At 68.7% G+C, this 14,979-nt stretch carries 13 protein-coding genes; 9 read left to right on the forward strand and 4 right to left on the reverse strand.

From position 1 onward, the window contains the following. The 3 genes from ftsE (at position 1) to R2910_00265 (ending at position 2,784) form a co-directional block, all read left to right on the forward strand. Complete coding sequence (ftsE, locus tag R2910_00255; GenBank protein MEZ4411399.1) at positions 1-693, forward strand: cell division ATP-binding protein FtsE; 693 nt, start codon at positions 1-3, stop codon at positions 691-693. After that, the gene (locus tag R2910_00260) at positions 690-1,559 is read left to right on the forward strand and encodes a permease-like cell division protein FtsX (GenBank protein ID MEZ4411400.1); all 870 of its coding nucleotides are present in this window, start codon (positions 690-692) and stop codon (positions 1,557-1,559) included. Before ftsE ends, R2910_00260 begins: the two co-directional genes overlap by 4 nt. An 85-nt stretch (positions 1,560-1,644) precedes the next feature. Further along, the gene (locus R2910_00265; protein MEZ4411401.1) at positions 1,645-2,784 is read left to right on the forward strand and encodes a peptidoglycan DD-metalloendopeptidase family protein; all 1,140 of its coding nucleotides are present in this window, start codon (positions 1,645-1,647) and stop codon (positions 2,782-2,784) included. Between the two features lie 5 nt (positions 2,785-2,789). On the opposite strand, the gene R2910_00270 is transcribed toward R2910_00265, so the two are convergent. Then, positions 2,790-4,244, reverse strand: coding sequence for a diguanylate cyclase (locus tag R2910_00270; protein MEZ4411402.1), 1,455 nt, complete (start codon positions 4,242-4,244; stop codon positions 2,790-2,792). Between the two features lie 17 nt (positions 4,245-4,261). Between R2910_00270 and R2910_00275 the strand changes: the two genes are divergently transcribed. From R2910_00275 to R2910_00300, 6 genes are all read left to right on the forward strand, one after another. Beyond that, positions 4,262-5,176 (forward strand): deoxyribonuclease IV, encoded by a 915-nt coding sequence (locus R2910_00275; protein MEZ4411403.1) that lies wholly within the window; start codon positions 4,262-4,264, stop codon positions 5,174-5,176. Positions 5,177-5,208: 32 nt separating this feature from the next. Beyond that, positions 5,209-5,817, forward strand: coding sequence for a hypothetical protein (locus R2910_00280; GenBank protein MEZ4411404.1), 609 nt, complete (start codon positions 5,209-5,211; stop codon positions 5,815-5,817). After that, positions 5,814-6,470 carry a hypothetical protein gene (locus R2910_00285; protein ID MEZ4411405.1) on the forward strand — a complete coding sequence of 219 codons (657 nt, stop codon included), beginning with the start codon at positions 5,814-5,816 and terminating at the stop codon, positions 6,468-6,470. The genes R2910_00280 and R2910_00285 overlap by 4 nt, the downstream gene beginning before the upstream one ends. Then, the gene (locus R2910_00290; protein MEZ4411406.1) at positions 6,467-8,755 is read left to right on the forward strand and encodes an NADP-dependent malic enzyme; all 2,289 of its coding nucleotides are present in this window, start codon (positions 6,467-6,469) and stop codon (positions 8,753-8,755) included. The genes R2910_00285 and R2910_00290 overlap by 4 nt, the downstream gene beginning before the upstream one ends. A gap of 43 nt (positions 8,756-8,798) precedes the next feature. Further along, positions 8,799-10,361: a phosphoenolpyruvate carboxykinase gene (locus R2910_00295; protein ID MEZ4411407.1), complete on the forward strand. Its 1,563-nt coding sequence runs from the start codon at positions 8,799-8,801 to the stop codon at positions 10,359-10,361. Between the two features lie 64 nt (positions 10,362-10,425). Further along, positions 10,426-11,634, forward strand: a complete 1,209-nt coding sequence (locus R2910_00300) for an HD domain-containing protein (GenBank protein MEZ4411408.1) — start codon at positions 10,426-10,428, stop codon at positions 11,632-11,634. Between the two features lie 31 nt (positions 11,635-11,665). Here R2910_00300 and R2910_00305 read toward each other — a convergent pair whose 3' ends face one another. The 3 genes from R2910_00305 to R2910_00315 are packed head-to-tail and all read right to left on the reverse strand — an operon-like array spanning position 11,666 to position 14,979. After that, positions 11,666-12,895, reverse strand: coding sequence for an ABC transporter permease (locus R2910_00305; GenBank protein MEZ4411409.1), 1,230 nt, complete (start codon positions 12,893-12,895; stop codon positions 11,666-11,668). A gap of 53 nt (positions 12,896-12,948) precedes the next feature. Beyond that, positions 12,949-13,683, reverse strand: a complete 735-nt coding sequence (locus R2910_00310; protein MEZ4411410.1) for a Stp1/IreP family PP2C-type Ser/Thr phosphatase — start codon at positions 13,681-13,683, stop codon at positions 12,949-12,951. A 9-nt stretch (positions 13,684-13,692) separates the two neighbouring features. After that, positions 13,693-14,979 carry an FHA domain-containing protein gene (locus R2910_00315; protein ID MEZ4411411.1) on the reverse strand — a complete coding sequence of 429 codons (1,287 nt, stop codon included), beginning with the start codon at positions 14,977-14,979 and terminating at the stop codon, positions 13,693-13,695.

A 14,979-nucleotide genomic window follows, 5' to 3' on the forward strand; every position in this document is an offset into this window, starting at 1 on the left:
GTGATTCGATTTACGCAGGTATCGATGGCCTACCCGCGTGGCGGCATGGCCGTAAAGGACCTCTCCTTCCGCATTGCGAAGGGGGAGTTCGTATTTCTGACCGGCCACTCCGGCGCCGGGAAGTCCACCATCCTCAAACTCATCTCCGCCGACCAGCGCCCGACCCACGGGGAGCTGCGCGTCTCGGGATTCAACATCGCGGAGCTGTCGCCCCGCGAGGTGCCGAAGCTCCGGCGCCGCCTTGGCATCGTCTTCCAGGACTTTCGCCTGTTGCAGGACCGGACCGCGGAGGAGAATGTCGCCTTCGCGCTGGAGGTCACGGGCGCGCGGCCCGACACAATCCCGACGCGCGTGCACCGGGTGCTGACCCAGGTGGGGCTCGCGTCACGCGGACGCGCCTACCCCACGGAACTCTCGGGCGGAGAGCAGCAGCGGATTGCCATCGCGCGCGCCCTCGTCAACGACCCCCCGATCCTCCTGGCCGACGAGCCCACCGGCAACCTCGACGAGCGCTCCTCCCGTGGCGTCTTCCAGCTCCTGCGAGACATCAACACCGGCGGGACCTGCGTCGTCATGGCCACCCACGACCTCGCGCTGGTGCGCCAGACACAGTATCGCGTCCTGGAGCTGCGGGAAGGCTCGCTGGTCTTTGACAGCGCGGAAGAGCGCATCGCCTCGGAAGGCATCTCGTGAGCCTCCTGACCCGCGAGACGTTCCGGTCGTTCCGGCGGGCGCCGATGCTGTCAGCGCTGTCGATCACGACGATCGCCTTTTCGCTCTTTACGGTGGGACTGTTCGGGCTGGTGGCCGTGAACATGCAGGAAGCACTGCGCGGCATCAGCAACCGGGTGGAAATCGAGGCGTTTCTCCTCCGCGGAACGCCGCCGGAAACGATCACGCTGGCCTCGCAGGACATTGCCTCGTTCCCGGAGGTCGATGCGGTCGTCTACGTGGACGAGGACGAGGCGATGCAGCGGGCCCAGCAGGAACTGATTGAGTTCAAGGACGCCTACCGCGACCTGCAGGTGAACCCGCTCCCCGCATCGCTGCAGATCTCGCTGAAGGAAGGCTTCCGGGACGCTTCGCACGTGACGGCGGTGGCCAAGCGGATCGAGGGCTTCTCGTTCGTGGACGACGTGCGTTTCGGCCGCGAGTGGATCGAGAACCTGGACCGGCTGCGCAATCTCGCGGGGTTCGTCGGGCTGGTCATCGGGCTGGCGTTTGCGTCGGTGGCGGTCGTGATCATTGGCGTCACCATCCGGATGACGGTGCTCCAGCGGGCACGGGAAATCGCCATCATGCGCCTGGTCGGCGCCACCGACGCGTTCATCCGCGGTCCCTTCCTCCTCGATGGCGCGGTCAAGGGCTTCCTCGGCGGCGTCCTGGCGGTGGTGCTCTCCCGGATCGCGTTCGAGCTCTTCCGCCGCAACAGCACGACCGCCGTGCATGCCCTGCTCTTCTTCGAACCGAAACACCTCCTGCTGGGCATACTCTTCGGCGTGGCCATCGGGCTCGGGGGAAGCCTCGTGAGCGTCGGAAGACACTTGAGAAATGTCTAGGCTGGGCAGGAAGGCAGGGCGGCAGGGCGGCCGGTCGCGAATCCCCCCCGGTCCTGTGTTGGTGTCCCTGGCCGTCTTGGCGTGCATGGCCGTTGCACCCGTCCAGGCGCAGGGCGGCATGACCGAACTGCAACGCAGCCGCCAGCGCCTCGATTCGATTCGGCAGGAACGGCAGCGGCTGGAAGCGCAGCAGGAACGGCTGCAGGGCCAGGTCCGCGACGTCAACGCCGACCTCCGCAACATCGAACGCCAGCGCGAAACCACCAACCGCATCGTCAACGAAATCGAGTCGCAGCTCTCCGGCCTCAACAACGAGCTGGGCCGCGTCAGCGGCGAGCTCGCACTCGCCGAGGACAACCTCGAGGAGAAGCAGGCGGTGCTGGAGCGGCGGTTGATCGACATCTACAAGCGCGGCCCGATGTACACCTTCCAGGCGCTGCTGGCCGCCGCCTCCTTCGGCGACCTCCTGGCGCGGTACAAGTACCTCTACCTCACGAGCCGGCAGGACCAGGCGCTGGTGCACGATGTCGAGGCCCTCAACGCGCGGGTCCGGCGGCAGCGCAACGACCTCCTCGGCATCCGGGCGACGCTCGGCAGCACGCGGGAAGACCGGGAGCGGGAGCTCAAGCGCTACGCCGACCTGGCGACGGCGCGGGCCCGTCGGCTCTCGCAACTGCAGCGCTCCGGTCAGGCCACCGAGGAGAAGCTGGGCACACTGGAGCGAGACGAAGCCAGGTTGAATGAGGTGCTCGCGGCCCTGGAGCGTGCCAGCCGAAACGCTGCCGCCGCCGGCGGAGCGCCCATCCCGGGCGGCCTGACGACCGAGGACATTGGCAAGCTCGACTGGCCGGTCAATGGCCGGGTGGTTTACAACTTCGGGCGCACCACACTCCCCAGCGGCGTTGCGGTGCGGTGGACCGGGATCGGGATCGGCGCAGCAGAGGGCACGCCGATCAAGGTGGTGGAGACGGGACGGGTGGACCTGATTCAACGGATCGGGACGTATGGACTGACGGTGGTCGTCCTGCACGGCAACGGCTATCGCTCCCTCTATGCGCACCTGCAGAACGCGAGTGTGGTCGTGGGGCAGGACGTGACGCGCGGGCAGGTCATCGGGACGGTCGGCGGGGCGAACTCCGAACAGGGGCCCCATCTCCACTTCGAGATCCGGGGCGAGAATTCGATTGCCCTCGACCCGTCGGACTGGCTGCGGCGGCGGCGGTAGCGGCCCTAGGCCGCGACGGAGTCGGCGGTCCCGATCCGCTCGTCGGTTTGGGCCTTGCCGCGGAGCAGCGCCGCCTCTACCAGGGCAAAGAGGTCCTCGGTCTGCACGGCGGAGGGATGGGGGAAAGTGACGATACCCGCGCTCAGCCGCGGCCGATCCTCCGCCGCGAGTTCCGCAAACGGCGAGGCGAGGATCTGTTCGCGGACCCGCCACACCGACCGCCGCGCGCCTTCCATGTCCGTTTCCGGCAGGATCAGGGCGAATTCGTCACCGCCATAGCGTGACACGAAGTCGGGAGCGCGCAGCTGGCTCTGCAGGAGACGGCCCAGCTCCGCCAGGACACGGTCCCCCCCCTCCATGCCAAGTCGCTCGTTCAGCGACCGCAGCTGGTCCACGTCGAGCAGGATGAGGCTGAAGCTCAGGGCGTAGCGGCGGGCCCGCTCAAACTCCTCCCTGATCCGGCGGTCGAGGGCGTCGAGGGTTCCGCAGCCGGTCAGCGGGTCGTGCGCTGACACGCCGGCCAGGCGACGATAGATGGTGGACCGCCGTTCCTCGGTCTCGAGCACGCGGGCCGCGGCGGTGGTAATCGTCTCGGCGAAGGCGACCTGTTCAGGGGCCAGGGCCGGATCGGAGCGTCGGGTGCGCAGGAGGAAGACTCCCGCGATGTGACCCTGCAACGCCACCGGGATTGCCAGCACGCTCCGGATTTGCACCCGCACCTGGTGCTCGGTCCAGTGGGCGCGTGCGTCGGCAAAGAGGGGATGGGTGTGGACATCCGGCACGAAGACCGGCTTCTCCGTCCGGACCGCCTCCTGCACCTCGGGATACCGCGCCAGGTCGACCGTCAGGTCGCGGAGGCCGGGGCTCTCGTGGACCGCGACGACCCGACCAGTGGGCTCGCCGGGTGGGGTCAGGAGGAAGGAGCAGTGCGCAAGTTCCAGGGCGGAGCCGACACGCCGCACCAGCGTCTGCACGATTTCGTCGGGCCGGATGGCCGTGGAGACTTCGGCGAAGATGTCGAACATGAGCCCACTGACCCGGCGCTCGCGGCGATGCGATTCCAGGCTGGCGCGTCCCCGGAGCCGCGCCTCGACTCGCGCGCAGAGCTCGCCCAATTTGACGGGCGCCGACATCGCTTCGGCCGCGCCGAGACGGAGCGCCGCCTGCACCCCGTCGGGCTGATCGGACGCGAGGAGGGCGAACACCGGCACCTCGCTCCAGGCCCCAAGGCGGAGGTGCTCCAGCTCGGCGGCGAGCGAGGCGTTCGCGTCGGCCGCCGTCAACAGGGCGAGGTCGGGGAGCATGCCCGTCGGCGGATCCTCGGGAAGGTGGTCGGCCTCGAGCACCTGGAACCCGCCGCGCACCAGCGCGCGCTCAAGGCCATCGGGCCGCAGCGTCGGGTCGCCGAGCAGCAGGACTCGTGGGTGGGCGAGGGCGCCACCCGGAGCGCGTTCAGTCACGGAGGGTCTGTCGATCCATGAAATCATCCCGTCCAGTCACCGCGAAGAAGAAACCCACCCGGGCACACGAGCGCCTGGGCGCCCACGTGTCCACCCAGGGCGGGGTGCAGACCGCACCCGCCCGGGGCGTCGACATCGGCGCCACGGCCATCCAGATCTTTACCAAGACGCCCAACCAGTGGCGGGAACCGGTGCTCGACGAGGGCACCGTGACCGCGTTCCGGCGGGCGTACGAAGACAGTGGTATGAATGGGGTTGTGGCGCACGATTCGTACCTGATCAACCTCGCCTCCCCCGACCCTGCGCTAAGCGAGCGCTCCATCGCCTCTTTCGTGGCCGAACTGACCCGGTGTCACCAGCTGGGGCTCGACGGGGTGGTGTCGCACCCAGGCAACTATCTCGACGACCGGGAGGCCGGCCTGCAACGGAATGCACGGGCCTACGCCAAGGCGCTGCGGGCAGCGCCCGGCGAGGTCATGGTCCTCCTCGAGACCACGGCGGGCACCGGCACCGCACTGGGAAGCCGATTCGACGAGCTTGCCGCATTGCGGGCACTGATTCCCGACGACCTCCGCCACCGGATCGGCTTCTGCGCCGACACCTGCCATCTGTACTCCGCCGGGTACGACCTGGTGAACGCCTACGACGCCGTCTGGGAGGAGTGGGATCGCGTCATCGGCCTGGAACACCTGCGCTGCTTCCACCTGAACGATTCCAAGACCCCGTTCGACTCCCACAAGGACCGCCACGAGCTGATCGCGGAGGGGTCGCTGGGGGCCGAGCCATTCCGCCGGATCATGCGGGACGAGCGCTTCGGGGACATCATCAAGGTCCTCGAGACGCCCAAGGGGGACGACATGGTCAGCAACGACCGCCGGATGCTCCGGAGGCTGCGGGCCTACGCCCGGGGGGGCCGAAAGCCGGTTCGTTGACTCAGCCCCGTTGGGGAGGCCATTTTTAGGGGATGCGACTGAAATACGCTCTCCCCGCGGCGGCGGCACTGGCCCTGGCCACTCCCCAGGCGCCCCTGGCTGCCCAGGTCGAGGTTGCCGCACTGCTCGGGGTGACCGGCAGTTCCTCGCTGGTGAACGACCAGATCGTTCAGGATATTGAGCTCAAGCCGGCGCTCGCGCCGACCTTTTTCCTCTCCGCCTCCCTCCCCGTGGCCACCAAGCTCCGCGCCAGCCTCGACCTCAGCTACGGGAGCAGCAGCGCCGACCTAGCCGAGAGTGGCGACGCGTCGACCGACATCGGCTCGATCGGTGTCCTGACGGCGGCGGCGGCCCTCAGCGGACCACTGGTGTCCCGGCTCGGCTGGCGGCTCAGCCTGGGTATCCTGCAGTACATGCCGTCGCAGGATTCCGGCGTGTTCCGCGATGGCGTACCACTCGCCGCGCTCTTCGGCGCGGGGCTCGACTGGCGTCAACCGCTGTCGGACCGCTGGACCGGACTGATCGGCCTTCGATACGACTTCCATCTCTTCACCACGCCCGTCCTCGAGACCGCCGGATTCTCCGGCTCGCAGCAGGTCTCCCGGTTCGGGGTCGCGCTTGGCGCAGGCTGGGTTCCATGACCGCTCGACGCACCATTTCGCTCGCCCTGCTCGCCATGGCGGCGCTCTCCTGCTCGGAGGCGACGGCGCCGACGCGCGCGCCAAATTACGAGTGGCGGCTCTTCGGCCCCGAATTGGGTACGGACACCCTGAGCTTCCACTGGCCGGCGAGTATGCTCCCGGTCAAGATCTGGGTGGAAGACTCGCTCGACATGCCGGCCCGGGTGCAGGAGGCCATCTCCGCCTGGAAGACGGTGTTCCTCTACGGGGAATACGACGCCGTCCTGGTGACCGACTCCTCGAGCGCCGACGTGGTGGTCCGCGTCACGACATTGCCTGCCAAGGCGCCCGCGACGGTGGCCCGCCTCAACACACTGTTCCCCGGCTGCGAGGGACTGACGGCAATCGACACCGCGGCCACGCGGTTCGAGCTCCAGCTCCCGGTCCGGATGTACCTGACGCCGCGCTACGACCCGACGCAGACCGACCTGACGGAGTGTTTCCGCATCACGGCCCGCCACGAGCTTGGCCACTCGCTCGGGCTCTTTCAGCACACCAGCGACACCCTCGACATCATGTACGGCCAGCCGGAAGCCACCGCGTTCAGCGAGCGCGACATCAACACGGCGCAGCTGCTGTCCCACTGGCCCGCCAACCTGATCCCGACCCGATGAGCGATCGCACGCAGGACGCCCTCCGGTACCACGAAGAGGGCCGGCCCGGCAAGATCCAAGTGGTCCCCACCAAGGCGACCAGCAACCAGCGCGATCTTTCCCTGGCCTACACGCCGGGCGTGGCGATCCCCTGCCTGGCCATCGCGGAGCGGCCGGAGGATGCCTACCGGTACACCGCCCGCGGCAACCTGGTCGCGGTCGTGTCCAACGGCACCGCCGTCCTTGGCCTCGGCGACATCGGTCCGCTCGCCGGCAAGCCGGTGATGGAGGGGAAGGGCGTCCTCTTCAAGACCTTCGCCGACATCGACGTCTTCGATCTCGAAATCAACGCCAAGGAGCCGGACGACGTGATCCGGTTCTGCGAGGCGCTGGAGCCGACGGTCGGCGGCATCAACCTCGAGGACATCAAGAGCCCGGACTGTTTCTACATCGAGGAACGACTCCGCGCGTCGCTCTCGATTCCCGTGTTCCACGACGACCAGCACGGCACCGCGATCATCAGCGGTGCCGCGTTGCTCAACGGGCTGGACGTCGTCGGAAAAAAGATTGACGAAGTGCGGTGCGTCTTCCTCGGCGCCGGCGCGGCGGCCATCGCCACCGCCGAGCACTACGTCCGGCTCGGCGTGCGTCGCGAGCACATTACGCTGGTCGACAAGATCGGCGTCATCAACTCGGGGCGCACCGACCTCGATCCGTACAAGCTGCGCTTCGTCCATGATCCGGCGCCGCAGACCCGCGCGGAGGCGATTGCCGGCGCCGATGTGTTCGTGGGATTGAGCGCCGCCCATGCCGTCCCCGCCGCCGAGATCGCGACGATGGCCCGCGACCTGCTGGTCTTCGCCCTGGCGAACCCCGATCCGGAAATCACGCCGGAAGAGGTCCGCGCGGTCCGCCCCGACGCCATCATCGCCACCGGCCGCACCGACTATCCCAACCAGGTGAACAACGTCCTCGGGTTCCCCTTCATCTTCCGCGGCGCCCTGGACGTGCGGGCACGGGCGATCAACGAGGAGATGAAGATGGCGGCCACGCGCGCCCTGGCGGCGCTGGCGCGCGAGGACGTGCCCGAGGTGGTGCTGCGCGCCTACGGCGTGGACCAGATCCACTTCGGCCGCGACTACCTCATTCCCAAACCCTTCGACCCCCGGGTGCTGCTCTGGGTCGCGCCGGCCGTCGCGTGGGCCGCGATCTCAAGTGGCGTGGCCACCCAGCCGCTCGATCTCGACGAATATCGGCACAAGCTCGAGAGCCGGCTGAGCCGGGGCCGGGCGGTGATGCGCAGCCTCAGCAACCGGGCCTCGATGGAATTGCAGCGGGTGGCCATGACCGACGCCGAGGATCCCCGGATCCTCCGGGCGGCGCGCATCATCCGCGACGAAGGGTCCGCGCAGCCCATCCTCGTTGGCCACGCCGCCGAAATCGCCGCCAGCGCCGAGGCGCTCGGCATGTCGCTCGAGGGGATGGAGATCGCGGACCCGTACACCTCACCGAAGCGGGCCGCGTACGCACAACAGCTCTGGGCGCGACGGCGGCGGCGGGGCATCACCGAGGGCGAGGCCCTCCGCCGGATGCGGCTCTCCGCCTATTTCGGTGCCGGCATGGTGGCGGCCGGCGACGCCGACGCCCTGGTGGTCGGGGAAAACCAGCACTACCCGGACGCGATCAAGCCGGCCATGCGGGTCATTGGCGCGGAGCCGGGCAAGGCCGTGGCGGGGATCTACATGATGGTCTTTCAGGGCGAGACCATCTTCCTGGCCGACTGCACCGTCAACATCGATCCCGACAGCCAGCGGCTGAAGCAGATCGCCCTGGCCACCGGCGCCTTTGTGCGGAAGCTCGGCATCGAGCCCCGGATCGCGATGCTGTCGTTCTCGAACTTCGGGTCCGTGAAGCACCCCGCCTCCCGCAAGGTGTGGGAGGCGGTGGCCATGCTGCACCAGGAGTACCCGCAGCTGCACGTGGACGGCGAGATGCAGGCGGACACCGCCCTCGTCGAGTCGATCCTGAACCGGTACTACCCCAACAGCCGGCTGGGCGGCAAGGCCAACGTCCTCATCTTCCCGGAGTTGAGCGGGGCGAACATCTGCTACAAACTGCTGAGCAACCTGGCCGGGGCGCAGGCCATCGGCCCCATCCTCGTCGGCATGGCAGCCCCGGTGCATGTGCTGCAGCGCGGCTCCGACGTCGACGCCATCGTCAACCTGACCGTCATCGCCGCCGTCGATGCGCAGGAGCGGGCGCGCGCCACCGGCGCCCGCCCCGCGCCGGCGCTGATCGCAACCTGACCTCACTCTACACGGAGGGGCGCCCCCGGCGTCCGCATCCCACATGACTTCCAGCACTGCCACGGAATCCCGCATTCTCGCCAACCTCGGCCCGGCAAAGCTCGTCGAGTACGCCATCCGGAGAGGCGAAGGCCACCTGACCGATCGCGGGGCCTTCACCGCCGTCACGGTCCCCCACACCGGACGGTCGCCCAAGGACAAGTTCGTGGTGGAAGACAGCACGACCGCCGGTGCGGTGTGGTGGGACAAGAACGCCAAGATGTCCCCCGCACATTTTGAATTGCTGCAGGCTGACGTCGAGGCGCATCTCGCGGGCCATGACATCTTCCAGCAGGATCTCTTTGCCGGCGCGGACCCGACCTATCGGCTGCCCGTACGCTTCATGGGCCCGAACGCCTGGCAGATGCTCTTCGTCCGGAACATGTTCCTCCGGCCCACGCCGGCGGAGCTGGCCACCTTCCTCCCGGCGTTCCGGGTGCTGCACGCACCTGAGTTCCAGGCCGATCCGGCGCGCCATGGCACCGCGACCGGGACCTTCATCGCCCTCAACTTCGCGAAGCGGACGGTGCTCATCGGCGGCACCCGGTACGCCGGCGAACTCAAGAAGTCCATCTTCACCGTCCTCAACTGGCTCCTGCCCGAGCGCAACGTCTTCCCGATGCACTGCTCGGCCAACATCGGGCCGGCGGATGACGCGGCGATCTTCTTCGGGCTGTCTGGCACCGGCAAGACCACGCTCTCGGCCGACCCCACCCGCCGCCTCATCGGCGACGATGAGCACGGCTGGAGCGACCGGGGCGTCTTCAATTTCGAGGGTGGATGCTACGCCAAGGTCATCCGCCTGAGCGCGTCCGGCGAACCGGAAATCCACGCCGCCACCCAGATGTTCGGCACGGTGCTCGAGAACGTGGTGCTCGACCTCGACGATCGCTCCCCGATGTTCGACGAGGACACCATCACGGAGAACACCCGCGCCAGTTATCCGATCGACTACATCCCGAACCACGAGCCGGGCGGACAGGGCGGGCACCCCAAGACGGTCATCTTCCTGACTGCCGATGCCTTCGGCGTCTTGCCGCCGATCGCGCGGCTCACGCCGAGGCAGGCGATGTACCACTTCCTCTCGGGCTATACCGCGAAAGTCGCGGGCACCGAGCGGGGGGTGACGGAGCCGACCGCCACCTTCTCCGCCTGCTTCGGCGCGCCGTTCCTGCCGAGGCATCCCGGTGTGTATGCCAAGATGCTGGGGGAGAAGCTTGCGGCGCACGGCGCCACCGTGTGGCTCGTGAACACCGGCTGGACCGGTGGTGCGTATGGCACCGGCTCACGGATGAAGCTGGCGCACACCAGGAGGATGGTGGGCGCGGCCCTGGCCGGCGAACTCGACAACGCGACCTTCCGGAAGGATCCGGTCTTCGGCTTCGACGTCCCCACGGCGGTGCCGGAGGTGCCGGCCGGTCTGCTCGACCCTCGGAGCACCTGGCCCGACCCGGCGGCCTATGATGCGCAGGCCGCCAAGCTGGCGCGGATGTTCGCCGACAACTTCGCGACCTTCGCCGCCGGCGTCGACGCCGACGTGGCCGCGGCTGGGCCGGCCACTGCCTGACCGGTTCGAGGTCGTCCGCGACCCGCTCTGGGATAACATCCGGCTGGACGGTGCTGCGCTTCGCGTGCTCGACACGCCCGCCGTCCAGCGACTCCGGTACGTCCGCCAGCTCGGCCACGCCTTCCTGGTCTATCCCGGCGCCACCCACTCCCGCTTCGAACACGCGCTCGGCGCCTATCACCTGACCAAATCGGCGCTGACGGCGCTCGCCGAGCGGGGAGAGCTTGATCCCGCCGGTGAGGACGACCGGCTCGCCGCGCGCCTGGCCGCCCTCCTCCACGACATCGGGCACTACCCCTTTTCCCACAGCCTCGAAGAGGCCGGCTTCCTCCATCACGAGTCGCTCGGCGTCGCCAAGCTGACCCGTGGGGAACTGGGCGACGTGCTGGCCTCCATCGGGGGCCCCGGCCTGGCCGTCCGGATCGGCGAGCTGATCCGGGGCGAGAGCGCCAGTCCGCTCGGCGGCCTGATCAGCGGCTCACTGGATCTCGACAAGATCGAGTACCTGAGTCGGGACGCGCGGATGTGCGGCGTTCCCTATGGGGCGGTGGACGTCGATCGCCTGCTCGCCTCCCTCACGCTGGTCGAGAGCGGGCCGGGCCACTGGGAAATCGGGGTGCACGAGAAGGGGATCAGCGCGCTTGAATCGCTGCTCTTTGCCAAGTACCAGATGTACCGGAACGTGTACTGGCATCACGCGGTGCGAAGCGCGACCTGCATGTTCAAGCGGGCGGTCCGGCGCGCCGTGGCGGACGGTGTGCTGACGGCGGAAGGGATTGCGGAGGCCACCGACGGCAGCCTGATGACCGCGCTCCTCGCGGCCGATCCGACCGGACTCGCCGCACAGGTGCAGGAGCGCCGGCTGTTCAAGCGGGCACTCGACCTCCCGGCCAGCGACGTGCCCGACGATGTGCAGCCCTGGCTCTCGGATGACCCCAATCTCCTCGAACGTGTCGAGAATGCGTTGGCGGTCGAGGCGGGGCTGGCACCCGGACGCCTGCTCCTCGACTTTCCCGCCCGCGCGTCGATGCTGGCCGTGGATCTCCCCCTGCGCACACGGACCGGTGCCGTGGAGCGGCTCACCAATGCCGGGCGTGCGGGCCAGCTCGGTCTCCCGAGGGTGGCCGACGCCCTCTACGAGAGCGCGCGCCGGCTCCGGGTGTTCACGGAGGGGCGCGCGTCGGCCAGGCTCGAAGGGCTGATGGACCTGATTGTGTTGCCGGCGGCCGAGGTGGTGAAGCGGCTGGACGCCGGCAAGCCGTTGCTGCGGTAGGGGACGGGTGGGGGCGCGCCGAGGCGCGCCCCTACTCGTGCCGGATCGCCTCGATCGGCGAGAGGCGCGCCGCCCGCAGTGCAGGGTAGATCCCGAACACCACCCCCACCAGCACCGCCGCCGCGGCGGACACGGCGAGCGTCCCCCAGCTGAATGCCGCGTAGACCGGCGCATCGAACCGCTGTCGCATCATCGCCGTGACCCCGAACGCCCCACCGAAGCCGAGCAACGTCCCGATCACCGATCCGAGGCCCGCAATCGTGACCGACTCGAGCAGGAATTGCGCGAGGAGGTCGCGTCGACGGGCCCCGATGGCCTTCCGAACGCCGATTTCCCGCGTCCGCTCGGTCACGGAGGCGAGGAGGACGTTCATGATGCCGATGCCGCCCACCAGCAGGGCAATCCCGGTAATCGCACCGAGAAAGAGCTTGAACACCAGGATGGCGCGTTCGCTCTGGTTCACACGCTGCATGTTGGTGTGCACACGCGCCTTCCGGGACCAGTCCGTGCCGTACCGGCCCGTCAGCCACCGCTCGACGCCGGCCCGGACCGCCGCCACGTCCTCGATACGCTCGGCCTGCAGGACGAGCGTCGGCGCCCGCGGCCTGGGCGTAGGGGCGAGCAGGACCGCCGCCAGATCAATCGGGGCATAGACACGCGGCATCCGCTCCGGGCCGGTCTCCGCAAGCACGCCGACCACCTCGTAGTCCTGCCCCCGGATGCCGATGGGCCGCCCCACCGCGGCCGTGGCATCCCCGCCGCCGATGGCGGCGCCAAACGCGTATGACACCGCCACCACCGGCACCCCAGCCGTCGCCTCCGCCGCGGTGAAGTACCGCCCGGCCGCGAAGCCCGGTTTCATCACGTCCGCCTGACCCGGCAGGGTGGCAATGACCTCCACGGTGTCGCTGATCCCCCCAGGCAGCACGGCGGTGGCCGATCCGCTCAGCGTGAGCAGCCCTGCCGACACGTGGGAAATGGAGGCCATGATCGCCTCGGCGTCCACCCGGGTCAGGACGAGATAGTCGTCGAGCGGATATGCCTGGTTGTCGATGATCTCGGCGGTACGAGGTTCCAGCACGACCGACTGCAGGTCGGTGGTTGTGGCCAGCTGCTGTCGGCCAAACCGCTCCATCCCGTCCCCGAGCGTCAGGACGGCCACCAGCGCGGCAGCACCAATGACGATGCCGAGGGTGGACAGGGCGGTGCGGAGGGGATTGGCCCGAAGGGTTCCGAGCGCGATGGTCAGGGAGGCGGTCATGGAATGCCCGTACGCGAGCGGGGCTGGCCATGTTTCACAATGAGGCGTTCAGGCTAGTCGAGCGACTCGATCTTGACGACGATGGTGGTGATGTTGTCGAGGCCGCCGCGGCGGTTGGCCTCCATGATCATCCGGTCCACCCAGGCCTGCGGGCCCTGGGGATCGGCCAGGATCTTGACCAGCTGCTCATCCTCCAGCATCCCCGTCAGGCCGTCGGACGCGAGGAGAATGACATCGCCTGCCTGGAGGTCCCCGAAGTAGACATCGGGCACCACGTCGCTCCCGGCGCCGACGCAGCGGGTGATCACGTTGCTGTACGGATGCACCCGCGCCTGCTCGGGGGTAAGGAGACCGGCGTCGACCTGCTCCTGCACGTACGAGTGATCGCGGGTGATCTGGAGGAACTCACCGCCGCGGAGGAGGTAGGCCCGGCTGTCGCCGACCTGGCCGATGAAGTACCGGCCGGGGAGGAGCACCAGCGCGGTGGCCGTCGTCCCCATGCCCCGCTTGTCGTGCTCGGAGAGGGTGCGCTCGAAGATGGCCTCGTTGGCCGTCACCATCGATCGTGCGATTCGTTCGGAGGCCTCCGCATCGGGCAGGCCGCGCAGGGAGCCGATTTCCCGGGAAATAATCCGCACGGCCATTTCGCTGGCGACCTCGCCCGCGGCATGTCCGCCCATCCCGTCGGCGACGATGAAGACGCCTCGTTCCGCCAGCATGAGGTAGTTGTCCTCGTTGCCGGACCGGACAATTCCGACGTCAGTTCGCGCGGCGCATGTGAAGTGCACGGGGCCTCGTCAGCGACCGAAGAAGAAGTAGTACGCCACGGCCACGGCCACGGCGATCAGCACCACGATGACGACGCCCCAGGCAGGGATCCTTGACTCCGGCGTTGGCGGACGCGGCGCCCGGATCGGACGGCCTGGCTCGGCTGGCGGACCGGGCCGCATCACGGGCATTCGCGGCGTCTCGGGAATCGCAATCGACCCGACCTCCCGGGTCCGGCCACCGACCGGTTGCTGCCCGCGCGCATCCGTCGGGTCGAACATGACTGCGACATCGCCGAAGCGCACGGTCGACCCGGGCATCAAGGGGACTTCGCCTCGGATCTGGTCGCCGTCGACGAACGTGCCGTTGGTGGAATCCAGGTCGGTCAGGACCCAGAGCGCCTCACGCCGCTGCAGCTTGGCGTGTGACGCGCTCACGCTCTCGTCACTGAACACCAGGTCGTTGTAATCGGCCCGACCGATGTTGATGACTGGCGTCCGGATGGGCAGACGCTGCCCGCGGAGGCTGCCACTGCGCACCAGCACGGTGGCGAGCGGCGGCGGGGCGGTCGGCCGTGACGGAAACGACGGCACCATCGACGGGATGCCATGCGCGGTGTCGTAGAGGCGGTGCACGGCGCCGGGAGGCGGCGCATCGCCCTTCTCCACGGCATCGGCGTAGAACCGGAACTCCGCCGGCCCAATCTTCACGATGTCGCCACGGGTCAGCGTGCGGCGCTCGCCGGCCCGGACACCATTGACGACCACCCCGTTCGCACTCGTGTCCTCGAGCACGTACCCTGCCGGACCGTTGGCAATGACGGCGTGATGCCGCGAGACGTCGGTCGACTCGATGACGACATCACACGAGGCGTCACGTCCGATCACCAGCGAACCGGGTCCCACCAGGTATTCGCGGCCGTCACTCAGGCTGACCAGGCGGCCGGCGCTCATCGGTCCGGACGGAATGTGGGGGGCGCCGGGTTCGGTCGCCGCCCGGAGGGCCGTCGCGTCGGCCACGCGTGTGGCTCCGACCTGACGGTCGTCTACGACCAGAAGTTGCACCTCGCCGATCTGGAGCTTGTCGCCGTGCAGCAGCGGAACGGGGTCGACACTCAAGCGGACCCCGTTGACCAGCACGAGCGCGTCCGGCCCCGCGGGGCGGATCGATGCGCCCGATCGTGACGCATGCACCAGCGCGTGCCGCTCCAGCACACCCGCCTGCACGAGGTGTACCGCCGCCGCGGACGAAGACCCGACGACGGATTCCCCTGTGGCGAGCGGCCAACGGTGACCACCAAGCTCAAGCTGAATCAT

This window comes from Gemmatimonadales bacterium (assembly GCA_041390145.1).
In the GTDB taxonomy this organism is placed as follows: domain Bacteria; phylum Gemmatimonadota; class Gemmatimonadetes; order Gemmatimonadales; family GWC2-71-9; genus SPDF01.

Bases quoted from the DNA above. Each gene is read 5' to 3' on its own strand.
- R2910_00265 (MEZ4411401.1), top strand. From the start codon at position 1,645: ATGGCCGTTGCACCCGTCCAGGCGCAGGGCGGCATGACCGAACTGCAA.
- R2910_00275 (MEZ4411403.1), top strand. From the start codon at position 4,262: ATGAAATCATCCCGTCCAGTCACCGCGAAGAAGAAACCCACCCGGGCA.
- R2910_00280 (MEZ4411404.1), top strand. From the start codon at position 5,209: ATGCGACTGAAATACGCTCTCCCCGCGGCGGCGGCACTGGCCCTGGCC.
- R2910_00285 (MEZ4411405.1), top strand. From the start codon at position 5,814: ATGACCGCTCGACGCACCATTTCGCTCGCCCTGCTCGCCATGGCGGCG.
- R2910_00290 (MEZ4411406.1), top strand. From the start codon at position 6,467: ATGAGCGATCGCACGCAGGACGCCCTCCGGTACCACGAAGAGGGCCGG.
- R2910_00295 (MEZ4411407.1), top strand. From the start codon at position 8,799: ATGACTTCCAGCACTGCCACGGAATCCCGCATTCTCGCCAACCTCGGC.
- R2910_00305 (MEZ4411409.1), bottom strand. From the start codon at position 12,895: ATGACCGCCTCCCTGACCATCGCGCTCGGAACCCTTCGGGCCAATCCC.
- R2910_00315 (MEZ4411411.1), bottom strand. From the start codon at position 14,979: ATGATTCAGCTTGAGCTTGGTGGTCACCGTTGGCCGCTCGCCACAGGG.